This window comes from Rhizobium sp. FKY42, from assembly GCF_005222835.1.
Classification (GTDB): Bacteria; Pseudomonadota; Alphaproteobacteria; order Rhizobiales; family Rhizobiaceae; genus Neorhizobium.
Genome location: NZ_STGA01000003.1, coordinates 1 through 24,247, shown reverse-complemented (window position 1 = coordinate 24,247; position 24,247 = coordinate 1). Strand labels below are relative to the sequence as shown.

Annotated in this window: 19 protein-coding genes and 2 pseudogenes; 13 read left to right on the top strand and 8 right to left on the bottom strand. The window is 60.2% G+C overall.

Annotated elements, in window-relative coordinates; all coding sequences use genetic code 11:
• The first annotated feature begins 65 nt into the window (after window positions 1–65).
• The 3 genes from E8M78_RS01170 (at window position 66) to E8M78_RS01160 (ending at window position 1,215) form a co-directional block, all read left to right on the top strand.
• Window positions 66–254, top strand: coding sequence for a hypothetical protein (locus tag E8M78_RS01170; RefSeq protein WP_137133321.1), 189 nt, complete (start codon window positions 66–68; stop codon window positions 252–254).
• Between the two features lie 146 nt (window positions 255–400).
• Window positions 401–856: an Rrf2 family transcriptional regulator gene (locus tag E8M78_RS01165; protein ID WP_137133320.1), complete on the top strand. Its 456-nt coding sequence runs from the start codon at window positions 401–403 to the stop codon at window positions 854–856.
• 47 nt (window positions 857–903) lie between these two features.
• On the top strand, window positions 904–1,215 hold the full coding sequence (locus E8M78_RS01160; RefSeq protein ID WP_137133319.1) for a hypothetical protein: 312 nt from the start codon (window positions 904–906) through the stop codon (window positions 1,213–1,215).
• Window positions 1,216–1,223: 8 nt separating this feature from the next.
• Here E8M78_RS01160 and E8M78_RS01155 read toward each other — a convergent pair whose 3' ends face one another.
• On the bottom strand, window positions 1,224–6,317 hold the full coding sequence (locus E8M78_RS01155; RefSeq protein WP_137133318.1) for an AAA family ATPase: 5,094 nt from the start codon (window positions 6,315–6,317) through the stop codon (window positions 1,224–1,226).
• Between the two features lie 198 nt (window positions 6,318–6,515).
• Between E8M78_RS01155 and E8M78_RS01150 the strand changes: the two genes are divergently transcribed.
• The 7 genes from E8M78_RS01150 (at window position 6,516) to E8M78_RS01120 (ending at window position 13,772) form a co-directional block, all read left to right on the top strand.
• Window positions 6,516–7,412 (top strand): AraC family transcriptional regulator, encoded by an 897-nt coding sequence (locus E8M78_RS01150; RefSeq protein ID WP_137133317.1) that lies wholly within the window; start codon window positions 6,516–6,518, stop codon window positions 7,410–7,412.
• Window positions 7,413–7,539: 127 nt separating this feature from the next.
• Entirely contained in the window at window positions 7,540–8,196 is a 657-nt protein-coding gene (locus E8M78_RS01145; RefSeq protein WP_137133316.1) for a hydrolase, read from the top strand.
• Between the two features lie 149 nt (window positions 8,197–8,345).
• Window positions 8,346–8,603, top strand: a complete 258-nt coding sequence (locus E8M78_RS01140) for a XapX domain-containing protein (protein WP_137133315.1) — start codon at window positions 8,346–8,348, stop codon at window positions 8,601–8,603.
• A gap of 67 nt (window positions 8,604–8,670) precedes the next feature.
• The gene (locus tag E8M78_RS01135; RefSeq protein ID WP_137133314.1) at window positions 8,671–10,548 is read left to right on the top strand and encodes an amidohydrolase; all 1,878 of its coding nucleotides are present in this window, start codon (window positions 8,671–8,673) and stop codon (window positions 10,546–10,548) included.
• Between the two features lie 11 nt (window positions 10,549–10,559).
• Complete coding sequence (locus E8M78_RS01130; protein WP_137133313.1) at window positions 10,560–11,012, top strand: DoxX family protein; 453 nt, start codon at window positions 10,560–10,562, stop codon at window positions 11,010–11,012.
• 63 nt (window positions 11,013–11,075) lie between these two features.
• Window positions 11,076–12,053, top strand: coding sequence for an alpha/beta hydrolase (locus E8M78_RS01125; RefSeq protein ID WP_137133312.1), 978 nt, complete (start codon window positions 11,076–11,078; stop codon window positions 12,051–12,053).
• A gap of 114 nt (window positions 12,054–12,167) precedes the next feature.
• Entirely contained in the window at window positions 12,168–13,772 is a 1,605-nt protein-coding gene (locus E8M78_RS01120; RefSeq protein ID WP_137133311.1) for an MFS transporter, read from the top strand.
• A gap of 31 nt (window positions 13,773–13,803) precedes the next feature.
• Here E8M78_RS01120 and E8M78_RS01115 read toward each other — a convergent pair whose 3' ends face one another.
• Together E8M78_RS01115 and E8M78_RS01110 are read right to left on the bottom strand one after the other, a co-directional pair.
• Window positions 13,804–14,154, bottom strand: a complete 351-nt coding sequence (locus E8M78_RS01115) for a response regulator (RefSeq protein ID WP_246658179.1) — start codon at window positions 14,152–14,154, stop codon at window positions 13,804–13,806.
• Between the two features lie 111 nt (window positions 14,155–14,265).
• Window positions 14,266–14,901: a response regulator gene (locus tag E8M78_RS01110; RefSeq protein WP_137133309.1), complete on the bottom strand. Its 636-nt coding sequence runs from the start codon at window positions 14,899–14,901 to the stop codon at window positions 14,266–14,268.
• 181 nt (window positions 14,902–15,082) lie between these two features.
• Here E8M78_RS01110 and E8M78_RS01105 point away from each other — a divergent pair, with 181 nt between their 5' ends.
• Both E8M78_RS01105 and E8M78_RS01100 read left to right on the top strand, forming a co-directional pair.
• Window positions 15,083–15,634, top strand: a complete 552-nt coding sequence (locus E8M78_RS01105) for an AraC family transcriptional regulator (RefSeq protein WP_137133308.1) — start codon at window positions 15,083–15,085, stop codon at window positions 15,632–15,634.
• 136 nt (window positions 15,635–15,770) lie between these two features.
• Window positions 15,771–15,917 (top strand): annotated as a pseudogene (locus E8M78_RS01100) (IS3 family transposase); the annotation flags it as partial.
• Between the two features lie 64 nt (window positions 15,918–15,981).
• On the opposite strand, the gene E8M78_RS01095 reads toward E8M78_RS01100, so the two are convergent.
• The 5 genes from E8M78_RS01095 to E8M78_RS01075 form a co-directional block, all read right to left on the bottom strand.
• Window positions 15,982–16,353, bottom strand: a complete 372-nt coding sequence (locus E8M78_RS01095) for a hypothetical protein (RefSeq protein ID WP_137133307.1) — start codon at window positions 16,351–16,353, stop codon at window positions 15,982–15,984.
• A gap of 18 nt (window positions 16,354–16,371) precedes the next feature.
• Window positions 16,372–19,524, bottom strand: coding sequence for an efflux RND transporter permease subunit (locus E8M78_RS01090; protein ID WP_137133306.1), 3,153 nt, complete (start codon window positions 19,522–19,524; stop codon window positions 16,372–16,374).
• Between the two features lie 7 nt (window positions 19,525–19,531).
• The gene (locus E8M78_RS01085; protein ID WP_137133305.1) at window positions 19,532–21,211 is read right to left on the bottom strand and encodes an HlyD family efflux transporter periplasmic adaptor subunit; all 1,680 of its coding nucleotides are present in this window, start codon (window positions 21,209–21,211) and stop codon (window positions 19,532–19,534) included.
• Between the two features lie 81 nt (window positions 21,212–21,292).
• Window positions 21,293–22,651, bottom strand: coding sequence for an ATP-binding protein (locus E8M78_RS01080; RefSeq protein ID WP_137133304.1), 1,359 nt, complete (start codon window positions 22,649–22,651; stop codon window positions 21,293–21,295).
• Window positions 22,644–23,354 (bottom strand): response regulator, encoded by a 711-nt coding sequence (locus E8M78_RS01075; protein WP_137133303.1) that lies wholly within the window; start codon window positions 23,352–23,354, stop codon window positions 22,644–22,646. Before E8M78_RS01075 ends, E8M78_RS01080 begins: the two co-directional genes overlap by 8 nt.
• Window positions 23,355–23,745: 391 nt before the next feature.
• On the opposite strand from E8M78_RS01075, the pseudogene E8M78_RS01070 reads away from it, so the two are divergent.
• A pseudogene (locus tag E8M78_RS01070) lies at window positions 23,746–23,865 on the top strand (transposase); the annotation flags it as partial.
• Window positions 23,866–24,247: the final 382 nt, after the last annotated feature.

Here is a 24,247-nt window from a genome sequence, read left to right as displayed (position 1 = left end):
GCCTTCATCCGACGTGGGACACATACCGGAGAGCGATGCTCCTGCATCGGTCGAGGATTGCGACAATGTCGGTGAAGGAAATCCGGCCCATCCAGAGGACCGGGCGCTTTTGGTCTTCGGACGTCGTCGAAATCCGCGCCGGACCTTCAGGTCCGACTTTGGTTTTCTTCTCGCCGCAAACCAAAATCGCTCCGGCGAAATCGGTCCCTATCATCGACATTTGGTATAACCTCAATTACTGCGTTGAGGCGTGAGCAGTTCGAATTATGAGACCAGCCCCTCACGCAAAACCGAGGGATTGCATCAAAGATGCTTATTGCTTTTCTAGCGAAGCTTCTTGCGATGCCCCTCGTTTCCGTCCTATATCCCCTCAACGTCGCGCAGCGAGAAGCATTCAGGTATGTTGACGAAAAAGGGCAAATACGGGCTCAAGGCCCTCATTCATCTTGCGCGCCTGCAAAGTGGTGAAACCGCTTTTGTGGCCGACATTGCCGCACAGAACAACATATCGAAAAAGTTCCTCGACACGATCCTTCTAGAGCTTCGCAATGGTGGATTGCTGCGGTCGAAAAAGGGGCCCGGAGGCGGTTATGCCTTGTCAAAGCCGGCACGCGAAATTTTCATAGGACATGCCATCAGGATCCTCGACGGGCCGCTGGCTCCCATTCGATGTGCCAGCAAGACGGCCTTCGAGCCGTGTGATGACTGCGATCATCCCGAAGACTGTCAGATCAGAGCGGCCATGACTGACGTCCGCGACGCCATTGCAACCATTCTCGACAATATGAGCCTGGAAGAGCTAGCAGCCAAAAACTCGTCGGCATCGGAAGCAGTAAACGCGCTTACCCATGTATGACCTGTCCTAGCGGGTCCAGCTCTGCAAACCATTGAATCAAGAGGTGAATGGCCAGCGTCGCCGAGATCTGCCGGCGGCTCGATGGGATACCGTTGGCGATCGAGATTGCCTGCGCGCATCTTTCCATTTTTGGCGTTCACGATCTCGACGTGCTTTTGCGCGAAAATTTCGAGATGATGGATCTCATGCCGACCAACTGGCCGGAGCGTCACCGCACGTTGAGCAAGATGATCGGCTGGAGCTTCGACCTGCTGACTGTCAGCCAAAAGCGTGTTCTGCTCGAGATGTCGGTCTTTCTGGGTGCCGCCAGCGTTGAGGCATGCCTGAGGGTGATATCGAGCGAAGACCTACCTGCCTGAACGCAACGTTATACAGGCGATCGCCTGTGCTCGTTGGCAAAAATCTGATCGTCAAGGAGGATCGCGCTCGAGCTCAACGGAATAACAAAGCTGAAACTGGTTCCGACGGCCTCGGCAACAGCGGTCAGGACACCATGATGGGCCTCGACAATTGACTTGCAGATCGCAAGTCCCATGCCCATGCCCGTAGTTTTCGTCGTGAACATCGGCTCAAAAATCTGCGCTGCGATCTCCGGCGCGATTCCTTTGCCGAAGTCTCGCACAGTGACCAAGATCTCGGTTGAGGTACGCCTCGAGACAAGATCGATCGTACGTCTTTGTTCGGGAAGATCGTTCATCGCCTCCATGCCATTATGGAGGAGATTCAAGACGACCTGCTTCAATTGAGTCGCATCGCCCCAAACCATCGCACCGCCTGCTGCAAGGTCAAGGCGAACCTCGGTGCCTTGGTTTGAAATCTCGGAGCGTGCAATGCGCAGGACTTCCTGGATGACTTCATCGATGTCGACGGGCTGTTCTACCTTAGGGGCCTGTTTGGAAAGAGCACGTAGTGCACGAATGATGTCGTGGGCGCGCGTGACGCTGGTCTCGATTTCGGCAAGCACGCTCAGCGTTTCCGCGATGTCCGGTTCGGCGCGGCTGAGCCAGCGAAGTCCGGCGCCTGCGTTTGATGCAATGGCAGACAGGGGCTGGCCGAGTTCATGCGTGACTGAGGCGGCGATACCGCCCAGCAGGGTCAGGCGGGCATTCTTTTCAAGCTCAGCTCTCGCACCTGCAAGCGCCTGTTCGCTCCGGGAGCGAAGCTCGTTTTCCTGTAGCAGTCGGGTATAGAGGCGTGCGTTCTCGAGCGAAATTGCTGCCTGTGCGGCCAGGAGCTTGAGGAGTGCCACTGTGTCAGCGGCGAATACGCCCTCCAGATAGTCGTTCTGGAGGCAGAGAAGGCCAGTGAGTTCACCCCGCCGCAAAAGTGGTACGCAGAGGATCGACCGACCTGTCGCGGAGACCTGATCGGCGGTCCAGGCGCCAAAATCGGAGCCGGAAATGACGAAGGGCGTTCGGGTCTGCAATGCGCGGTCAATCACCGAATAGGGAGGGCTCAGACCATAGCGATCCGGATCGATGGTACTGACACGAACGCTGTCGCCTTCGGTCCAGGCGGAGGCCTCTGCCTCCAGCTTGCCATCTCCGATCTTCAGCAGTAGCCCCCGATTGGCGCCGGCATGAATGAGCATTCGGGTCATCAGCGTTTCGATGACCCGGTCGAGAACGATTTCCTCCGAGAGCGCGAGAGAGGTTCCGAGCACTGTCTCAAGATCGCCGGCAGCGGAGGCAAGGCCGGCAGAGACCGGCGAACGCAGGGCAGTATCCAGCCTCGATGATGCCCTCAGGCTTCTTGCCTTGTGCCCTGCACCCCAGCGCTCATAGGCTTCCGAAGCCAGCGACAGATAGGCATTGGCACTGATCCGGTTGCCCATTTCCAGGCAGCAGAGTCCTGCCCGTTCAAGCGCCAGCGCATGCTCATGCTCGAAGTGGGAGGATCGGGCAGCGGCAGCCGCTTTTTCGTAGAGAACCAGAGCCTCAGCGTAGTTCCGGCTCCTGCGGGCGATCTCGGCATCGAGCAGCAACAGCTTGTCGGCAAAGTTCAGCGGATTGAGGCCTGCCCAGAGCGCAAGGCGTGTGCGGACTTCCTCAAGCCTGCGATCGTGAGGCTTCCCGGCAGACGCGTCGCAGTCAGCGGCGGCGAGAGCAAGGCCGAGATAGAACTTGCAGAAACCCGTGTCGATATGAGCCAATAGAAAGATGCTCAATGCATCGGCGGCAACCAGCTTCTCAACCGCTGCAACATAGGCTCCATTGTAGTAGAGCGAGGTGCCTTCATAGAAAGCCACCCAGAAGGCTGTGGTGGGCGAAACGACTGGGGCATCCTGCGTCAGGCCCGTTGACGACGGATTGCCACCCTGCCCGTCCGCAAGGTCGGCAACCAGGCGGAGCTGGGCTGCCAGAATATGTTCGATGTCGGTGTATCCGAAGCGCCGGGTGACCGCGATCGCCTCTTCTGCCTCACGCCGAATCGTCGGGATCTCCTCACCCATGGCAATGAGGTCGGAAACCAGGTGGTTGCGCGCATAGCACATCCAGCCCACGTCGCCTGCGGCATGGGCGGCGTCGATGGCTTCGCGCACGCGCTCCAATGCGTAGGGCAAAGAGCGGGTCCAAGGCGAGACCTGATCGACGGCAAGCAGGACTGAGGTCCGGTGCTCCTCGAAGCCGTATTTGTCGACAAGCGCCCGAGCCGCGAGGCAGAAATCCAGACCATCCGCATAGGCATCGTATTTATCGGAGATGATCGCCCCGAACCAGGCAAGTCCATGGGTGGATTCGGGGCTTGCCCCGTGATCGAGCGTCAGTTCCACCATCTTGGCCAGATGCAGGAAGCGCAGACCGTCTGTCGTGAAAACCGATGAAATGAGCGGTGCAAGCAGCGACATGGCCGCCCGGATACGCGGATCCTCCATGACGGGCATATGTTCGAGATCGGAAATCTGCTTCCCGTCCAATCGTCGCCGGATCGCTCGATAAGCCTCATCCTGCTCGGGTTCACTCGGGCCGCGCGCGAGCTTCACACCGAGCTCTTCGAGACCCAGCAGCGCCTCGTCGATCGCGCCTTCATAATCGGATTTCAGCGTCAGCAGGTTGGCGCGAAGGCGGAAGACCGCACTTCTGTCGAGCGCCGATCGCGCATAGTGCATGAGATGTTTGAGCCTCACCTCTGCCGCTTCGAGCGATGCGGCGCCAAGCAGTGCCTCGCAGTAGAGGATATGCGCGTGGAAGGCTAACGCGTAGTTCTCGACCCATAGATCATCCTGGATGAGGTTGAGCGCCGTCTCACCGTAGCGAACAGCCTGACCGAAGGCTGCGGAGCGTCTTGCATGGGCAAGGGCCGACAGCAGGGCCTCGATGAACACCGCGCGCTTTTCGATCGTCAGGCTTTCGGCCCGGCATTGCTCGATCTGGTTGGCGATCGCGAAAGCTGCGTTGGTGCTGGTGTCCCACATCGACATCATCACATCGACCAGATGGAGATGGCGATCTCGCCGTGTCGCCTCATCCATCAGCGAATAGGCCGCCTCCTGGATGCGGTCGTGGGCGAAGCTTAGCTTTGATGCGGACAGGATGACGAAACCGGAGCGCGCCAGAGGTGCTGCAAGCTGAGCAAGGCGATCAGGAGACAAGCTAAGGGCACCGGCAAGAACTGCCCGCTCTGCTTCGGGGCCAATGCAGGCCATCGTCTGCAGCAGAGCGAGTGCTTCCGCCCCCTCCTTTTCGAGCCTGGCGGCGACGAAGGAGATGACATTTTCGCTTGCCGGATAGCGGGCCACGTCTTCGACCCTGCATAGCCATGCCTGTGCATCGGGGGAGAAATGGACGACGCCATCCTGCACCAGGGCCTGAAGAAGTCTGCGCAGATAGAAGGGATTTCCGCCTGTCTTGTCGTGCAACCGTTCGGCCAAATCCCCGAGGCCCTCCGGCGCATCCGAGAAAATTGCCTGGAGCATCTGGCGTGTGGACTGCAGCGACAGCGGACGCAAAGAAAGCTCGGCCAGTTCCGCCATGGAGACATGTGCATCCGCCATCAGCCTGTCTGAAAGGGCCTGCGCCTCTCCGGACTGGTCACGACGGGCGAAAATCAGGAGAAGTCCCGTGACTGGCTCGCTCACCAAGACCGAGAGGAAGGAGCGAGTGGCTTCATCGGCCCATTGCACGTCGTCGAGAAACAGGATCACAGGACTGAGCGTCGCCGCACCGACCGAAAGCACAGCGCGCAATGCCCGCTGCAGCCGCAGCTGGACCATGGAACCGGGGACTTCGATCCTGATAGCCTGAGGCCCGGTCAGGACTTCCATTGAAGGCAGGAGGTCGAGCAGCAGCGATGCATTGCCCTGTAGCTCGCGGGCCAGCGCCTTACGAAGGGATGCAAGCGTTGCATGGTCGGCTCGCATCGCCTCGTCGATGAAGGCGCTGATCGCCTGCACGACCGGGCCGTAGGGGACTTCAGACTGATGCTGATCGCTCTTTCCCTGAATGAACAGTGCCTTTGCCGCTGCCTCCTTGCCGAGGCTTTGGATAAGGCTGGACTTTCCAACGCCGGGCTGGCCATGCACCGAGATCATCGACGGCTTGCGGTGGTCTAAAAAGCGGTCGAGCACGTTGGCGAGGATCTGTTCCTCCTCGCCACGGCCAAATAGCGCTGAGGTTCCGAGCTGCGCAAAGGGTGCGTCGACGCGACCGAGTTCGAAATCGCTGATGGCGCGGTTTTCCCGCCACTCCTGTTCGCAGCGCGCAAGATCGACCTCCAGCGCGAGGGCCGTCTGGTATCGAGCGGCCGGTTCCTTGGCGAGCAGACGCTTCAGGATCTGCCCGATCACCTGCGGTAGATCTGAGAACATGCTGCTTGCGTCCATTGGTGCAAGCGCGAGGTGAGCGTGGCGCCATTCGACGGGCGAGTTCGCCGCCAGCGGAAAGATGCCGGTCAAATGCCGGAAGAGGATCATTCCAAGCGCATAAAGGTCACTTCGACCGTCATATTGGGGGGCGACAGGTCTCAATTGCTCGGGTGCGCGATAGATGATCTCATTAATCACGCCGAGCGTCTGCGCGGATGCCGTCGCCGGCATTGCCCTCAACCGGAGGCCACCATGGCGATCAGTCACAAAGTCGATGGGATGCAGTGATCCAAGCGCTGCACCGTCCGCATGTACGGCCGCGAGCGTGCGAACCATGGAAAGCGCCAGAGGCAGAAACTCGTCCAGAGGGGTTGGCGAAGGCGACAGCAATCTCAGGATGATGCTGGCGGTGTCGAACACCAGAACGCGTTGTTCGGCCTCCTCGATGAGGGCAACAGGCCTGTCCAGCCAGGCATCAATGTTCGGGGACCGATTAAAGCGCGGATCAGTATCGGGCGATCGCGATGCCTCACTGGCGCGAGGAAGGATGAGCGCGTCCCACACCGCCTCATTCTGTGACAGGTGATATAGGCTGGCTCCCACTGACTGCCAGACAAGTATTTGCTTGGAGGCACGAAGCCAAGCTTGATCAAACATTCAGCTGTCTCTGGCTATTTGCAGCATGGTCTTTACCCGACTCGGAGCACCATCCTGCAGGACTAACACCCACCGCCCAAATCTGTATTTACCCTACGTGCTGTCATTCAGGCCGAGTTTGCTGCGAACGCGAGACATTGGCATTGCAGCATGAACATCGGAGTTTTATGTTACGCTATTATACAGGGGCAAGCGCGCATGTCGGCACTCCACGACCATGGCATATTCAAATTCCCTCAGGCGGGCGTCATCAACTCCTCTGCGGACCGTCGCTGGCGCAATATCGGCGCGGAAGTGCGCGCACATCCCGCCTGTGAGATACCCGACATTTGCAGCACCCAGATGGAGATTACCCTCGCCCTCCAGGGAACACCCTCGGGGATCGTTCACCGCCGCGGTGACGGACGATATCAGTCGACGGCGGTTCGCAGCGGTACGCTCTGGTTCTGCCCGATCGGGGTCCAGGAAGATTCAATCCGGATTACCGAGCCCCTGCCTGAGATCCTGCATCTGTATCTCCCGGAGCACCAGTTTGCCACTGTTGGCGAATTGACTTCGCAGCCTGTGGCTTCAGGCGACATCGCCTATCTGGCGGATGTGGCCGATGAATTCGTCCGGCAGATCTGTGTTCGCGTTCTGCAGGAAATGCGCCAAGAAACGGCAGCGGGAGACTTGCTGGTCGAACAGCTCTCCATGACGCTCACTCTGCATCTTCTGTCGCGTTACTCAGGCAACAAGCTGGCGGTTGCGCCCGGCGATGCAAACGGTGCCTTGAGCCCGGCGAGACGAAATCGGGTCATCGATTATGTCGAGGAAAACCTGGAGGCGGATCTGACCGTGGCAGAACTCGCCGAAGTCGCCTGCCTCAGCCGCTATCATTTTGCTCGCTCCTTCAAGGCAGCGCTCGGACAATCCCCCTCAGACTATGTGGCCAATCGCCGGTTGTTGCTGGGGCAGAAGCTTCTGGAGGATCCGGCCCTCTCGCTTTCTGAGATCGCCTTCCGTTGCCGGTTTTCCTCACAAGCCGCCTTCGGACGTGCTTTTCGCCGCCATACCGGCATGTCTCCCGGCGATTACCGCAGGCGCGGGGTGTGACGGCCTGCCTCAATCTCATGAAGATCAGCGAAACGTCCAAAATGGCTGAGTAACCGACAAGATACGAACAGCGCATCAGAGCATTTTCTCCTCGTCACTGCTTCTACCAAGGATCGAGGAAACGAAAATGACCATTCAAGCCAAAGCTGCCCCTGGCGCTAAACTTCTGAACGCCGCCGATCACACGCTGATCATGATCGACTTTCAGTCCCAGATGGCCTTTGCCACCAAGAGCATCGATGCCGTCAACCTCCGCACCAATGCGGCGCTCGTTGCCAATGCCGCAAAGACCTTCAACGTCTCGACGATCCTGACTACCGTTGCCGAGAAGAGCTTCTCCGGCCCGATGTTCGATGAGATCACCAGCACCTTTTCCGGTCAGGTGATGTTCGATCGCACCTCAATGAACACTTGGGAAGATGCGGCTGTGATTGCCGAGGTCAATCGCATCGCCAAGAAGCGGATCGTGCTTTGCGGACTCTGGACGAGCGTGTGCATCGTCGGCCCGGCCCTTTCGGCGCTCGACCAGGGCTTCGAGGTCTATATCATTGCCGATGCCTGCGGTGACGTCAGCACCGAAGCACATGATCGCGCCATGGACCGCATGGTGCAGGCCGGCGCGCAGCCGATGACCTCGCTGCAATATCTGCTTGAACTGCAGCGCGACTGGGCCCGCGGCGAAACCTACGAGGCAACCACCGGCATCGCGAAGAAGCTCGGCGGCGCCTATGGCCTCGGCGTCACCTACGCCAAGACGATGTTCAACGCGGCCGAAGGCCACTGATCCCGTCCCGCCGGTCGTTCCGCGTCCCGCCTCCTAACCGGAACGACCAACCACGCCTGGCGCGGCTCCCCTCCCGCGCCAGGCGAAGGTGGGCGACACGTTCGCAGTTCCACCGCCTGCATTCGATCTCACGCCGAAAGGAAACGGTGATGAAACTCTATCTCATCTCGCTCGCAGCAGGACTGCTCGTCGGCGTGATCTACGGCGTCCTGAACGTCCGCGCCCCTGCTCCGCCTGTTATCGCGCTGGTCGGCCTGCTCGGCATCCTCATCGGCGAGCAGATTGTTCCCTTCGCCAAGGGCGCACTCGCGCGTCAGCCGCTTACAACCTCTCTGCCGAGACAAACCGAGACGCGCCCCACGACCGACCTTGGCGAAACGCGCAGGCCTCAGGATCTATCGGGCTGAGACCCGATGCCAAGCCGGGCCTGACCGCTCAGGTCCGTCCATGCCCCTCTTCAGAAGGAACACTGTGATGGATGCTGATCTCATCCTCTACCACGGACTCGTGACGACGCTCGACCGTTCCAATCCCTCGGCGACGGCGATTGCGATCAAGGACGGCAAATTTCTCGCCGTCGGCAGCGACGCCGAGATCATGAAACATGCCGGCCCGCACACCAAGACCGTCGATCTGCGCGGCAAACGCGTGCTGCCGGGTCTCAACGACAATCACACCCATGTCGTCCGCGGCGGACTCAACTTCAACATGGAACTGCGCTGGGACGGCATCCGCTCGCTTGCCGATGCGATGGACATGCTGCGGCGTCAGGTGTCGGTAACACCAGCCCCCCAATGGGTGCGCGTCATTGGCGGCTTCACCGAACACCAGTTCGTCGAGAAGCGGCTGCCGACAATCGACGAGATCAACGCGATCGCGCCGGATACGCCCGTCTTCCTGCTGCATCTCTACGATCGCGCACTGCTGAATGCCGCCGCCGTTCGCGCTGTCGGCTTCACCAGGGAGACGAAAGATCCGCCGGGTGGCGAGATCACGCGCGATGCCGCCGGCAATCCGACCGGGCTGCTGCTCGCCAAACCCAATGCCGGCATTCTCTATGCGACGCTCGCCAAGGGACCGAAGCTTCCCTTCGACTATCAGGTGAACTCGACGCGTCACTTCATGCGTGAGCTCAACCGACTGGGGGTGACCGCCGTCATTGATGCCGGCGGCGGGTTCCAGAACTATCCGGATGACTATGCCGTTATCCAGAAGCTGGCGGACGAGGGCCTGCTGACGGTCCGGCTCGCCTACAATCTCTTCACCCAGAAGCCGAAGGAGGAGAAGGAAGACTTTCTCCGATGGACCTCCTCGGTCACCTACAAGCAGGGTACCGACTACTTCCGCCACAACGGCGCTGGCGAAATGCTGGTCTTCTCCGCTGCAGACTTCGAGGACTTCCGCCAACCGCGCCCCGACATGCCGCCGGAGATGGAAGGCGATCTCGAAGAGGTGGTCAGAGTCCTTGCCCAGAACCGCTGGCCCTGGCGCATGCATGCGACCTATGACGAGACGATCTCGCGGGCGCTCGACGTCTTCGAAAAGGTCAATCACGATACGCCGCTCGATGGCATCAACTGGTTCTTCGATCATGCGGAGACGATCTCCGATCGTTCGATTGATCGCGTGGCGGCGCTTGGCGGCGGCATCGCCGTGCAGCACCGCATGGCCTATCAAGGCGAATATTTCGTCGAGCGATATGGCCATGGGGTGGCCGAAGCGACGCCGCCAATCGCCAAGATGCTGGAACGTGGTGTGCACATCTCAGCCGGCACCGATGCGACACGCGTCGCCTCCTACAATCCCTGGGTCTCGCTGTCCTGGATGATAACAGGCAAGACCGTGGGCGGCATGAACCTATACCCGCGCCAGAACTGCCTCGACCGGGAAACCGCGCTTCGGATGTGGACCGAAAAGGTCCAGTGGTTCAGCAATGAAGAGGGGCGCAAGGGCCGCATCGAAGCCGGCCAGTTCGCCGACCTGATTGTCCCGAGCAAGGACTACTTTTCCTGCCCGGAGGACGAGATCTCATTCCTCACCTCCGACCTCACCATTGTCGGTGGCAAGGTCGTCTACGGTGCCGGGGATTTCATCGGCATCGACGGCCCGGCGCTTCCGCCCGCCATGCCTGAATGGTCACCGGTCAGAACCTTCGGCGGTTACGGCGCATGGGGTGAGCCACAGGGTGCGGGCCGAAACTCATTGCGCCGCCATGCGATCTCATCCTGCGGCTGCGCCAACGACTGCGGCGTGCATGGTCACGATCATGCGGGCGCCTGGACTTCCAGCCTGCCGATCAGCGATCTCAAGGGCTTTTTCGGTGCGCTCGGCTGCTCCTGCTGGGCTGTTTAGGGAACAAGGCGATGACAACAATCACACGTTTTGAACACACCACTCCGCCGACGCGCCGCAATGCGTTCAAGGGGTCGACGGCAAAGATCCTGATGCTGAGCGCGCTATGCTCGGCCTATATCCAGGGTGCCTTGACGAAGCTCTTCGATATCGAGGGCGCCATTCAGGAAATGACCCATTTCGGCCTCTTGCCCGCGCACCTCTTCGTAGCCGGCGTGATTGCCTTCGAGCTCGTGACATCCGCCACGGTCATTACGGGCTTTCAACGCCGCGCCGGAGCCCTGGCGCTTGCTGCCTTCACGCTCGCCGCGACCTTCATCGCGCTGCAGTTCTGGACAATGCCGGAGGGTCCGGCACGCACAGGCGCGACCAATGCCTTCTTCGAGCATCTCGGCCTTGTCGCAGCCTTCCTTCTGGTCGCCCAGACGGATGCGAGCAGTCAAACGTCCAAAAAACCGGCCTAGGCGACAAGAGCAGACGGCACCCAGGCCCTAGTCTCCGATCATCCAATCAGTAGGAACCAAGTGATGGATCACAAACACGAATTCCTCTTGTCCCGGCGGCAGGCGCTGCTCGCGGGCGCCACTCTTTCGCTGGCAACGACGCTCCCGGTCTTTGCCTCGGAAACCCTTAACACACTTCAACAGGAAGGAACGATACCAATGACCGAGAACTATGTGACCACCAAAGACGGCGTCGACATCTTCTACAAGGACTGGGGTCCGAAGGATGCGCAGCCCATCGTCTTCCATCACGGCTGGCCGCTGTCGTCCGACGACTGGGACGCGCAGATGCTGTTCTTCCTCCTGAACGGCTACCGCGTCGTGGCTCATGACCGCCGTGGCCATGGCCGCTCGCAGCAGGTAAGCGAAGGTCACGATCTCGACCACTACGCCGCCGATGCATCGGCCGTTTTTGAAAAGCTCGACCTGCGCAATGCCGTCCATATCGGCCACTCTACCGGTGGCGGTGAAGTGGCGCGTTACGTCGCGAACTTCGGCGAACCGCAGGGCCGTGTGGCGAAAGCTGTCCTGGTCGCCGCCATCCCGCCGATCATGCTGAAGACGGAAGCCTATCCGGGTGGCCTGCCGATCGAAGTATTCGATGGTTTCCGTTCGGCTCTCGCTGCCAACCGTGCGCAGTTCTTCCGCGACGTGCCGGCTGGCCCCTTCTACGGTTTCAACCGTGATGGCGCGACCGTGCACGAAGGCGTGATCCAGAATTGGTGGCGCCAGGGCATGATGGGCGGCGCAAAGGCCCATTACGACGGCATCAAAGCCTTCTCGGAAACCGACCAGACCGAGGACCTGAAGAACATCTCGGTGCCGACGCTCGTGATGCATGGCGACGACGACCAGATCGTTCCGATCGCCGCTTCTGCCGAGATCTCGGTCAAACTCTTAAAGAACGGCACGTTGAAGGTCTACAAGGGCTTTTCGCACGGCATGCTGACCGTCAACGCCGACGTCATCAATCCGGACCTTCTGGCCTTCGTGAAGAGCTGAGCCGGTTTGTGCCTCCCAGGCCGCCGCCTGACCCGCGGCGGCCTTCGTGTGTCTACACCCTGCCCGTTTCGCAGCAGGGCTCTCCGTCGCACCGAACCTTCAGAGGTGACCGTCATGACCCAATTGCAGCCTGACAATGCGGAGACCAGCAGTGCGCTCGCTCCGTTCCACCATACGGCCTTCGCGGTCCTATGGACCGCAACCGTCATCGGCAATACCGGCGCCTATATGCGCGATGTCGCGAGTGCGTGGCTCGTCGCCGATCTCTCTGCCTCTCCGGGTACCGTCGGCCTGATCCAAGCCGCAGGGACACTGCCGATCTTCCTGCTGGCGCTGCCGGCAGGCGTGCTGGCCGACATTCTTGACCGACGCAAACTGCTGATGGCGATGCAGATCGTGCTGCTTGCGGTCAGCCTTGCCCTGACGCTGCTTGCCTGGCGCGGGCTGATTACTGTCGAAATCCTGATCGGCCTCACCCTTGTCAGCGGAACGGCCGCAGCCATTGCTGGCCCGGCATGGCAATCCATGGTGCCGGATCTCGTTCCGAAGTCCCAGTTACGCAACGCGATCGCGCTCAACTCCGTCGGGATCAATGTGTCGCGATCAATCGGTCCGGCGGTCGGCGGCATTCTGCTCGGCGCCTTCGGTGCCGCTTTTGCCTACGCAACAGATCTCGCCACCTACCTCTTCGTGATCGGTGCACTTCTCTGGTGGCAAAGCCCACGAGCCGAGGTGAGCCACATCCCCGAGCACTTCTTCGGCGCCTTCCGGGCGGGGCTACGCTATGCCCGCTCAAGCCGCAAGCTGCACGTCGTGCTCTTGAGGGCTGGCGTCTATTTCATATTTGCGAGCGCGACCTGGGCGCTTCTCCCCCTCGTTGCCAGGGATATGCTTGGGGGCGGGGCGAGCTTCTTCGGTCTGCTGCTCGGCGCGGTCGGTGCCGGGGCCATCGGCGGGGCGAGCTTCTTGCCGAAACTGCGCACCCGTGTGAGTTCTGACGCCATCCTTCTGGCGTCTGCCGTCCTCAGCGCCGGCGTCATGACCGTGCTCACCTTCACGCCACCCCAATGGGCGGCCTTCATCTGCCTTTTCTTGCTAGGCAGCGCCTGGATCGCGGCGCTCACTGTCCTCAATGGTGTTGCCCAGGCGGTGCTGCCAAACTGGGTGCGCGGGCGAGCGCTCGCGGTCTACCTGACAGTCTTCAACGGGGCCATGACCGCCGGAAGCGTCGCCTGGGGTCTAACGGCCGAGGCGCTGGGACTGACCACGACCCTCTTGGTTGCTGCGTCCGGCCTGAGCTTAACCGCGGTCCTGATGCACCTGATAAAGCTGCCGCTGGGCGAGGACGATCTCTCCGCTTCCCACCACTGGTCAGAGCCGATCGTGCCGGATAGCATTGCCCATGATAAGGGGCCCGTCATGGTGCAGATCGAGTACACTGTAACCGCAGCCGATCGCCCCGAATTCCTGAGGGCGCTCAACCTCCATGCCGAAGCACGACGAAGAGATGGCGCTTACATCTGGGGAGTGAGCGAGGATGCGGCCAGGCCCGAGCAGATCGTTGAATGGTTCTTCATCGAATCCTGGGCTGAACATTTGCGACAACATGAACGCGCGACGCACGCAGACGCTAAGACCCACGGCCAGCTCATCGGCTATCATCAAGGCGAGGAGCGACCAACTGTGCGGCACCTCATCGCTATTCCGTCGAGAACTTAGGATGCCCAAGGCAGGGCGCTCCGGCGCCTCGTCAGGTTTGCGGCTGGGCGCTGATCGCCCGCTCGATGCAGGCGATCAGGGCTTCTGCCTGATAGGGCTTTTGAAGCACGCAGACATGGGCCTCGATCTGCTGACGCACGGGGGCTTCGGCAAAGGCGGTGATAAATATGACCGGGACAGAGTCCTGGCGTTGCCTTAGCACTGCGAAGAGTTCAATCCCGCTCATGCCCGGCATCTGGACATCCGAAATAAGACAGACAGAACGCCCATTGCTGGGCGAATGGAGGAAATCTTCAGCGGAAGAAAAGGTCGCAACGTCGAAACCGCAGGATCGCAAGAGGCTGCTCGTGGCACGAAGGACTTCGACCTCGTCGTCGATCACTGAAATCAGCCTCGGAGCATGCACCTTGATCTGCCAATCTCCGGTCGGGGCCGGGTTTACCTCGCATGCCTTAATAGCCGTAATTCATGATTTGATCGACTATACCTGAGTTTATCGCCCGGCAGGGGTAGTCTGGTTTCGTGCGATGGCCTCCGACATCTTCACCAGATCGGCAAAGGTTTTGGCCATCATCTTGCGCATGATCTTGCCGCGATGAATCTTGACAGTGATCTCGCTCAGATCCAGTTCGCCGGCAATCTGCTTGTTCATCAGGCCGCTTGTCGCCATTTCCATGATCTGGCGCTCGCGCGGCGTGAGCGAAGAGAAGCGCTCCTTCAACTCTGCCCCAAGCCTGATCTCGCCCTTGGCTGCAGCCCGCGTCTGGCAGGCGGCTGCGACAGCGTCGAGCATGTCCTGATCTCGGAATGGTTTTGGCAGAAAGTCCGCGGCTCCCGCCTTCATGGCCCTCACCGACATCGGTATGTCGCCATGGCCCGTCACGAAAACGATCGGTATCTCGACGCCCATTTCAGAAAGCTTCTGCTGGAAATCGAGACCACTGGTGAAGGGAAGCCGCACATCCAGGATAAGGCAATCGGCCTCCTCCAGGCTTTGCACGTCGCGGCATAGGTCGAGCGGGGCGGCATAACCTTTTACCCGGTAGCCCACCGAGCGCAGCAGGCTGTCGACAGAACTGCGAACAATTTGCTCGTCATCGACGACCAGAACGAGGGGACTCAGGGACATCCTACGACTTCCAGGCTTATGAGTGTTCAGCTTGTTTAGAACCCGCATCGACCCTTCGGCAACTATACGTGGGTATGCGAGGCTAGCACTGCAGTCTGATGCCGATCAATCCCCGTACAATTTCCTTGAATTGCCATTCGCACGAAGATCTCCGCATACATCAGAACCAACGGGGATCGTCATGTCAGCACTTCTTTTTTGGATCGACGGCAGGCTTCACCGAGCTCCCGCTGGCGCGGTTTCGCTCGCGTTGCAACACCACCAGCTCACCCGCCTGCTTGTCCATGCCATGTCCCTTGTCGAGCAAAACGAGGAAGGCGCGATGGAGCTCATCCGGAAAGCGTCTGAACTTGTCGGCAACACTGAGATATCCGAGAGCCCTTCGCCCTCGACGCGTGGGGGATTGGCTCCCTGGCAGGTGAGCCGCATTAAGCGACATATCGAGAAAGAGCTTGCCGGACGCATCAACATCGATGATCTGGCTCTGATCACGCGCCTGAGTACAAGCTATTTTTCTGCCGCATTTCGCGCCAGCTTCGGGACATCCCCGCACGACTATATCTGCCGGCGGCGCATCGATCACGCCAAGCAGTTGATGCTGACCACCGACACGCCACTTTGCGAAATTGCGCTTGATTGTGGCTTAGCCGACCAGTCGCATCTATGCCGCGTATTCCGTCGCATCACAGGCCAAACGCCCGCCGCTTGGCGGCGCGCCGAACGAGTTTCATAAAACACTGGTGGCTCGGGAAATCTGGACAGGGGGGATAAGTGGAATTTCTGCCTGACTTCGGTTTAGATGCCGGGAACAGGAGATATTATGACGAGACGACCGCGCTAGGCGCCACAGCCCGGCTTTCAAGGCAAAGGTGGCGCTCGCTGCGATCAGAGGCGAGCAGGCGCTGGTGGAATTGTCCCAGCAGTTCGATGTGCATGCCAACCAGATCAAACAATGGAAAGACCAGCTCCCTGAGGGAGCGACAGGCGTTTTCGGCGATGAAACGAATGCGGCACCGGTTAGTCGGGTGCCTTACTTGTCGGTGCTGGGCACCTTAAGCACCGTATCGTTGTTCCCAACGATTAGAACTTGCCCTGCGCGGTGGTCCCGTCCGGGGTGATCACCTGTATCGCACCCTTGACGCCCGGATTAACCGGAACGGGTGAAGTCCCCGTGAGGCGGTTGCCATCGGCAGCAGACAAAGTGAAGCGTTGCGTCGCGCCATCCACCAACAGGATCGCGTTACCCTTACATCCAGCCGCCGGAACCGGCTGATCCGCAGCATCGTACAGATAAACGGTGACCTCGGTGGTGCCTGACACCACCAGTTCGACATGGTGGTTTGCGCCTGCGTCAACCTTCAGTCCACCATTCGGACCGGGACGGGGTGCATGGGCGTAGGCTGGAAAGGCGGCCATGACGGCGATGGACAGGGCAAGTAGAGCGCGATGCATGGATATCTCCTGGCAGGGCTAAAAGGCTTCGATGGTACGGGTGGGTGCTCCGGTTGTTGGCTGCGCGCCGCTCGCCTGACTGCGAGCCTGCCCGACGAGGCGCTCCAGAGGCTTACGACCATAGCGCAGGAACAGCGTCGGTGTCAGAAGCGTATCGAGCAGGGTTGCCGTGACCAGGCCACCGAAGATGGTGATGGCAACCGGATGGAGGATCTCCTTGCCCGGTGCAGTCGCGTCGATCATCAGCGGAATGAGGGCGACGCCCGCCGACAGGGCCGTCATCAAGACGGGTGTCAAACGTTCGAGCGAGCCCCGCACCACGAGATCCCTGCCGAACGGCTGCTCCTCCTGGATTGCCAGATTGATGTAGTGGCTTATCTTCAGGATGCCGTTTCGGGTCGAAATGCCGGTCAGCGTGATGAAGCCGATCATCGAGGCCACCGAGAGCGGCTGACCGGCAATCCAGAGGGCGGTTACCGAGCCGATCAAGGCCAGGGGCACGCTCGCCATGATGATCGAGACGAAGAGCACGGAGCGATAACGCGAATAGAGGATCGCAAACACCATCGCCAGCGAGATGATCGACAAGATGCCAATGGTTCTCATCGACTCTTCCTGCGCCTGGAAGGTGCCTTCCAGGCTGACGAAGAAGCCGGGAGGCAGGGCAGAAGTCGCAATCACCTGCCGGATGTCGGCAATGACCCTGGCCATATCAGCTTCGCCGTCGGTATTGGCGAGAACGACGACGCGACGCTTGCCGTTTTCACGCAGGATCTGGTTGGGCCCATCCGTCTCACGGACCTCTGCGATCTGGCTAACCGGGATCCAGCCTGCAGGCGTTTCAATGAGGAGATCCGATAGCCCCTTGGTGCTGCGTGTCTCGTCCTCGAGACGCAACACGACGTCGAACCGCTTGTTGCCGTCGACGATGCGGGAGACGATCGTCCCATTCGACAGACGTTCGAGCTGCTCGGTGACGGCCGCCGGCTGGATGCCGTAAAGGGCAGCCCGGCGGTAATCGACGATGACCTCGAGATGCGGAATGCGGACCTGTTTTTCGACCTGCAGGTCGACGATCCCCGGGATCTCAGCCAGCTTGCCGCGAAACTCTTCGGCAAAGCCACGAATGCTGTCGAGATCCTCGCCGAAGATCTTCAGCGCGATCTGGGCGCGCACGCCAGACAGCATATGATCGAGCCGGTGAGAAATCGGCTGGCCGACATTGGTGGCGACAGGCAGAACCGACAGTCGCGAACGAATATCGGCAATGATGTCGTCCTTGGACCGACCTTCCGTAGCAAGCGCCACTTCTATTTCTGAAGAGTGGACACCCTCTGCATGTTCGTCGAGCTCGGCGCGTCCGGTGCGGCGACCGACCTGCTCGACCTCGGGAACCTCCATGATCAACCGTTCGGCGATCAAGCCGACCCGGTGGCTCTCGGCAAGCGAGATGCCAGGGTTGAACAGCATGTTGATCGTCAATGTGCCCTCGTTGAACGGCGGCAGGAAGGACCTTGGCAGTTGCATGGCAAACAGGCCTGCCGCCAAGACGCCAGCAAGGACCGTCGTCATCAGGATCTTCGGATGGCCGAAGGACCAATCGAGAAAACGGCGGTTTGCCCGTTTCAGGACCCGCACGACCACGCCCTCATGCTCGTCCAGACGCTTGAGGCCGGGCAGCATGTAATAGGCCATTACCGGGGTCAGCGTGATCGACACCACGAGCGAGGCGAGGATGGAGATGATATAGGCCTGGCCAAGCGGCGCGAAGAGCCGCCCCTCGATACCTGAGAGGGCAAACAGCGGCACGAAAACGAGCACGATGATCATCGTGGCATAGACGATGCCGGAGCGGACTTCCTGGCTCGCGGAAACGACGACGTCAAAGATCAACCTTGGATTGCCCTTCTCCCGGTTCTCACGCAGCCGTCGGAAAATGTTCTCGACATCCACGACCGCATCGTCGACCAGTTCGCCGATGGCAATCGCCAGCCCCCCAAGCGTCATGGTGTTGATCGACAACCCCAGCACATGGAAAACGATCGCGGTCACCAGGATGGAAACGGGGATCGCCGTCAGCGAGATCGCGGTCGTCCTGGTATTCAGGAGGAACACGAACAGAATGATGGCAACGACGACGATGGCCTCAACCAGAACCTTCTGAACGTTGCCAATCGAGGTCTCGATGAAATTGGCCTGCCGGAAGAGAACCTGATCGGCTTTCACACCTGCCGGCAACGTGGCACCGATCTCGCTGAGTGCTGCCTCGACCTCGCGCGTCAACTTCACCGTATCGATATCCGGCTGCTTTTCCACCGAGACGATGACAGCAGACTGCCCCTGATAGCCTGCATCCCCTCGCTTCTGGCGCGATGCAAAGGCCACGTCTGCTACCTGTCGCAGCAGGACAGGCTGCCCGTCCACGCTGGCCACCACGACGCTTGCCAGATCCTCGATCTTCTGTGTTCGGCCGACATTGCGGATCAGGAATTCGCGGCTGTATTGGTCCGTGAAGCCGCCACCGGTGTTGGAACCGAACTGTGCCAGCGCCTGTTCGATCTGCTCGAAGGACACGCCGAGCGCCCGCATGGCAGCCGAATTCGGCGATACGCGATACTGCCTGACCTCGCCGCCGATCGGAATGACCTGGGCCACACCGGGAATACTCAGGATACGCGGACGGACGGTGAAATCGGCCAGTTCTCGCAACTCCATAGCCGAGACGTTGTCCGGCCCGGTCACGGCAATCAGCATCACCTGCCCCATGATCGAATTGATCGGCCCCATCTGTGGCACGACACTGGCCGGCAGTTGCGGCTGCACCAGCGACAGGCGCTCTGCAATCTGTTGCCGATTGCGGTAGATATCCGTATCCCAGTCGAATTCGACATAGATGATCGAAAGACCCACGCCGGACGTGGAGCGCACACGGCTTACCCCTGGAAGCCCGTTCATCTGGGACTCGAGCGGATAGGTGACGAGCTGTTCGACCTCCTCCGGCGCAAGCCCCTCGGCTTCCGTCATGATGGTGACGGTCGGTCGGTTGAGATCCGGGAACACGTCGACAGGCAAACGGGTGACCGTAAACGCCCCATAGATCATCAGCACGGCGGCGATCGCCAGGACGAAAAGCCGGTTCCTGAGCGACTGGGTGACGAGAAAGTTGAACATAGCTGCCTCAGCGGATCTGGTTCAGGAGTTCGGCACCCTGTGTGACGATGCGCTTGCCGGCTTCGATACCCGAGACAACCAGCAGGCGATCGCCGTCCAGGGGCTCGGTGCGGACTTCCCTCGGGACGAAACGCTCCGCATTCGTGTGCTCGTAGACGAGGGACTGGCCGTTCGAGCCGCGCAGGACACTGGTGCGCGGGACAGCAATGCCTGTTCGTTTATCCATGGTCGAGGAGAGCACGGTCAGCAATTGCCCGGCGCGGATACCCTCGGGGTTCTCATCGACGCTGAAGTGGATCGGGATCGCCTGATTGCGATCGGCCAGACCGCTGCCGCGATAGCTGAGCGTCGCGGTCCTGCCATCCATGAATTTTCCTCGCGCCGTCCCCGTCACGGAATGGGCATCGAAACTCAGCGCCTCCACCCAGTAGCGGCTTGGGTCGATGATCTGGAAGATGATTATATTGGGCTCGGCGATCTGACCCGCGACCGCCTGGGCCGCAGCGATAACGCCGGATACGGGTGCGGTCAGTTTTTCTGCCGCCGTCGGTGCCTGTTCCAGATTGGCGCGCCGTGCCTTGAGACCCTGAAGTTCAAGCGTCGCATCCTCGATCTCCGCACGCGCCACCACCGACTGCAGCCGCTCGAAACGCTGCAGCTTGCGCTCGACCAGCATGATGTCCTGGTCGAGTTCGCGGGCCTGCTGCTGTTGGCTTGTCAGGTCGGCGGCTCCGACGGAGGGCTGTACGAGCGCCAGCACGTCTCCGGCAGACACCCGCGCGCCCAGTTGGGGGAAACCGCCGGAGGGCGGCAGAAGCCTTCCCGACACGGATGCCTGGACATAGCCTGATGTCGTGGGATCGGGAATGATCCGCGCCGGCAACTCCACGGTCCCCGCATGTGTGGCCTGTTCCGTGAAGATCGTGCGGATCGCCAGGATGCGCTGCGTGGTCTTCGGCACGAAGATCGAGCCATCCGCAAACCGCTGGGCGACGTCCCGCTCAGCGGCCTGCATGCCGGATAGTGCAGGTCCGGCAGCCTGCGATTCGGGCCCTCCCGCGAAAAACAGGATTGCCGCGATGGCTGCGACCGTAGCGGTGGATTTGCGACGACGAAACAGCAAGGCGATCAGAAGGCCGAGCACCACTCCGCCGCCACCGACGGCCAGCAGCGTCAGGTCAGGTCGCTGCAGCCGTGCCCCGACACCTTGCGCCCACGCCGTTCTGACCAGAAAGCCATCCGTCGCCGCCACCGGCTCCGCGCTGGCAGCCATCTCGGGGATCACCATTGTGACTGTCAGGACGTCGAACAGGTCTCCGGCCATCACCGTGATGGCAAGATCGTATGAACCGGGCTTTGTTAGCCATGGTGCCGTCGCCACGTAGGTTCCCTCGCCCGAAGCTTCGGCCGTCAGCGTTCCCGAAGGGCCGTCGATTTCGAGCATCGCACCCTCGACCGGTTTATTGCCCTTGAAGCTGTCGAGGAAGATCTCCAGCCGCTCGCCGCGCGCCACGGCCACCAGTTCGATATCGACTGTCGACGCATCGGCACGTGGCGCGATCGTCGCTGAGACCGGCGGAGGCGGCGCGCCATGATCATGTCCCTCATGGGCGAAGGCAGGCGATACGGCCAGCCCGATCATAAGGAGAGTAAAGCCAGTGAGAACAGAGGCGAATCGATGGACCATCGCAAACCTGAGCACGAGTTGATTTGCTTCGGTGTAGCTCCGCCTCTGTGTCCAGCGATGTCCAGATTGTTACAGAATGTTTCAGGACAGTTTTGAGCTGTCCTTGGGAAGGATGACACGGACAATCAGCCCGCCCGTGTCGGCGTTTTCAAGGCGCAGGGACCCGGAATGGCCGTTTATAATGGCCTGAGCGATCGGCAGTCCCAGACCGAAGCCCCCCGTCTCCAGGTTTCGCGATGGCTCAAGCCGAACAAAGGGTGACAGAGCCCGCTCGATGTCCTCTGCAGCAATGCCGGGGCCGGTATCACTGATCTTCACGACAACCTCGGCATCGCGGTCGGTTACCTCGACACGCGCATGCCCGCCATATTTGACGGCATTCTCGACGAGGTTGGCAAAGGCGCGCTTCAAGGCAAGGCGTCGTCCCGTGACAATGGCATGGGCGCTGCCGGTGAGTTCGACCAAGGCGCCCCGGTCGACGGCGTCATCAATCAGGGTCTCAAGAATCGCGACGATGTCGATCGACTTCAGCTCCTCGTCACGGCGGTCGCCGCGCAGGAAAGACAGGGTCTGATCGAGCATCCGCTCCATCTCCGTCAAGTCTTCCGCCATCGCCTTGCGCACCGCTCCATCGGCCAAATCCTCGGCCCTGAACCGCAAGCGAGTGATCGGTGTCTTGAGGTCATGGGAAACGGCCGCAAGTGCCTGGGTCCGATCTTCGATCAGGCGTTCGATGCGGCGCTGCATGTCGTTGAAGGCAACCGCCAGCTCGACCACCTCTCGCGGCCCTGTTTCCGGAACGGCAGTGACCGTCTTGCCCCGGTAGAAATCCTTCGCGGCGGCAGCGACCGCAGTCAGCGGGCGGGTGAACCAGCGCACCAGAAGCATGGATACAATGATCGCCCCGACGGCCATCAATGTCGTCGAAACCAGCATACTCCCTGGAGGTGGGGCCTTGCGGTCCCATGCGACGAGATTGACGTTGATCCAGGTCGCATCTGGAAGCTTGATCGAGACAACCGCCAGATGGGGATCGTCACTTGAGTGGTTGTCGGGCCCGATGATCAGGCCGTCCTCCGCAATCTCAGGTGCGAGCGTCCGAAGATTTCGCCTGAGCGGCTCCCAGCTCTCACCGCCAGTCCCGCCGGCAATGGCATAGGGCGTTGCACCCCAGTGAGCATCGATGGAGCCGCCTGAGAAATCATGGGCCACATCCTCGCGTTCATCGACCGGCGCACGCATGACTGATCGCTTGATGGTCAGAAGCTGGTCGGCTAGCCGGGCTTCGTTTGCGAGGTCCAGTTCCTGTTCCAGACTCCTGTGATAGGTGAACAGGCTGCCGAAATGCACCAGCGAGATGCCGAACAGCACAACGAGTGCCGTCCGCAACCGCAGGCTATCGATTGATCGCCACCAGTGCCGGATACGGATCTCAGGCACGGGTTACATCCGTCGCAAACAGATATCCGGCACCTCTTACCGTCTTGATCAGGTCTTCACGACCATCAAGCTTCCGACGCAAACGGCTCACCTGCACGTCGATCGATCGATCATAGCCTTCGATGGCACGATTACGGGCGGCGTCCAGGAGGAATTCACGGGTCAGAACCCGCTGCGGCGCCTCGAGGAAGGCCAGCAGCAAATCATATTCCCCCGTCGACAGGTCCACGACGACACCGCTTGGCGCAGTGAGTTCGCGCTTCAGGGTATCGAGCGTCCAGCCAGCGAAGAGGAAGCTTCGCCCGGTGCGCTCTGTGGACGGACTGCCCAGACCACGGCTACGCCGCAACACCGCACCAATCCGCGCCAGCAGTTCTCGCGGATTGAACGGTTTGGGCAGATAGTCGTCTGCACCAACCTCAAGACCGATGATGCGATCCGTCTCGTCGCCCTTGGCAGTCAGCATGATGATCGGGACCGACGAGCTGCGTCGCAGGTCGCGACAGATCTCCAAACCGTTCTTTCCCGGAAGCATGAGATCCAGCACAATCAGATCAACCGCAGCCCGTTTCAGTGTCTCAGCCATCTCGGCGCCATTTCGTGCGGTATGGACCCGAAACCCGTTCGTCCGCAGGAACTTCGCAACCAGGATCAGGATCTGACCGTCATCATCGACGATCAGGATTTCGGGTAAGGCATCCAAGGCTGTTGTCTCCGCATGTCCGATGCTAGCGAAGCCCCGTCATATAGCAGACGGCTGGCACCAGTTTGTGTCGAGAAGGTAACAGATTGTTTCACCAGCAATAGCCTAAACAGGAAATCTGAGAAGTTTAGCACTGGAACAGTCATGCGGCGAACGGCTGCTTCTGAGCAATTTTTTTGTAAGCTGAACGTCTCAAATGAGCACGCAAAGCGGAAATACTTTCCGCAAGGGGCCGTGTCCAGACAGATAGCTTCTTAGATAGTGAGGAGTAGAAGCGAACAATAGCTCCTAAGTGCAGACTGGCCTGCTGCCGGTTTCTGAACTGCCCGCCATTTCGACCGGACAGTCGGCATAAGCAGAAAGGCTCAAGAACAGTCTTGAGGACAGGCTTATGTCCAACGCGTATCGACACGTTGAATTGCTGACGGGTGATGTTCGTCGCAGGCGGTGGACAACCGGGCAAAAGCTGACAATCATTGAGCAGAGTTTCGAACCCGGCGAGACGGTGTCTTCCACCGCTCTCGCTATATGACCCTTGAGACAATCGCTACGATGAGCGATGATCCGCTCATCAGCCTGCCAGCGGCAAGCTGAAACTCATCCGGCCCTCTGGGATGAGCCGTGGCCGTCTAAGCTACACCACGTCCTGGGACACGATCCATTCCGCCGCCTATTTGCTGCGCGTGGCCTGCCAAACGGAATTCCACTTTCCGTATCGCTCATCCATGTCGCGCTAGGGGCAGCCAACCCGAAGAACATGCAACATGCCGTTCAGATATTGCCGATTATCGTGCGAGGGCCGGGACTTCCTACCGCGTTCGCTAAGTCATGACCTCCACCAGAGGTGGAGGTTTGAAACGCTGCGCTTGAACCGCTAGAAGCGGTTTTGCTAT

Bases quoted from the DNA above. Each gene is read 5' to 3' on its own strand.
- E8M78_RS01170 (WP_137133321.1), top strand. From the start codon at position 66: ATGTCGGTGAAGGAAATCCGGCCCATCCAGAGGACCGGGCGCTTTTGG.
- E8M78_RS01095 (WP_137133307.1), bottom strand. From the start codon at position 16,353: ATGCATCGCGCTCTACTTGCCCTGTCCATCGCCGTCATGGCCGCCTTT.
- E8M78_RS01085 (WP_137133305.1), bottom strand. From the start codon at position 21,211: ATGGTCCATCGATTCGCCTCTGTTCTCACTGGCTTTACTCTCCTTATG.
- E8M78_RS01155 (WP_137133318.1), bottom strand. From the start codon at position 6,317: ATGTTTGATCAAGCTTGGCTTCGTGCCTCCAAGCAAATACTTGTCTGG.
- E8M78_RS01130 (WP_137133313.1), top strand. From the start codon at position 10,560: ATGACAACAATCACACGTTTTGAACACACCACTCCGCCGACGCGCCGC.
- E8M78_RS01105 (WP_137133308.1), top strand. From the start codon at position 15,083: ATGTCAGCACTTCTTTTTTGGATCGACGGCAGGCTTCACCGAGCTCCC.
- E8M78_RS01165 (WP_137133320.1), top strand. From the start codon at position 401: ATGTTGACGAAAAAGGGCAAATACGGGCTCAAGGCCCTCATTCATCTT.
- E8M78_RS01135 (WP_137133314.1), top strand. From the start codon at position 8,671: ATGGATGCTGATCTCATCCTCTACCACGGACTCGTGACGACGCTCGAC.
- E8M78_RS01090 (WP_137133306.1), bottom strand. From the start codon at position 19,524: ATGTTCAACTTTCTCGTCACCCAGTCGCTCAGGAACCGGCTTTTCGTC.
- E8M78_RS01160 (WP_137133319.1), top strand. From the start codon at position 904: ATGGCCAGCGTCGCCGAGATCTGCCGGCGGCTCGATGGGATACCGTTG.
- E8M78_RS01150 (WP_137133317.1), top strand. From the start codon at position 6,516: ATGTCGGCACTCCACGACCATGGCATATTCAAATTCCCTCAGGCGGGC.
- E8M78_RS01145 (WP_137133316.1), top strand. From the start codon at position 7,540: ATGACCATTCAAGCCAAAGCTGCCCCTGGCGCTAAACTTCTGAACGCC.
- E8M78_RS01110 (WP_137133309.1), bottom strand. From the start codon at position 14,901: ATGTCCCTGAGTCCCCTCGTTCTGGTCGTCGATGACGAGCAAATTGTT.
- E8M78_RS01120 (WP_137133311.1), top strand. From the start codon at position 12,168: ATGACCCAATTGCAGCCTGACAATGCGGAGACCAGCAGTGCGCTCGCT.
- E8M78_RS01140 (WP_137133315.1), top strand. From the start codon at position 8,346: ATGAAACTCTATCTCATCTCGCTCGCAGCAGGACTGCTCGTCGGCGTG.
- E8M78_RS01125 (WP_137133312.1), top strand. From the start codon at position 11,076: ATGGATCACAAACACGAATTCCTCTTGTCCCGGCGGCAGGCGCTGCTC.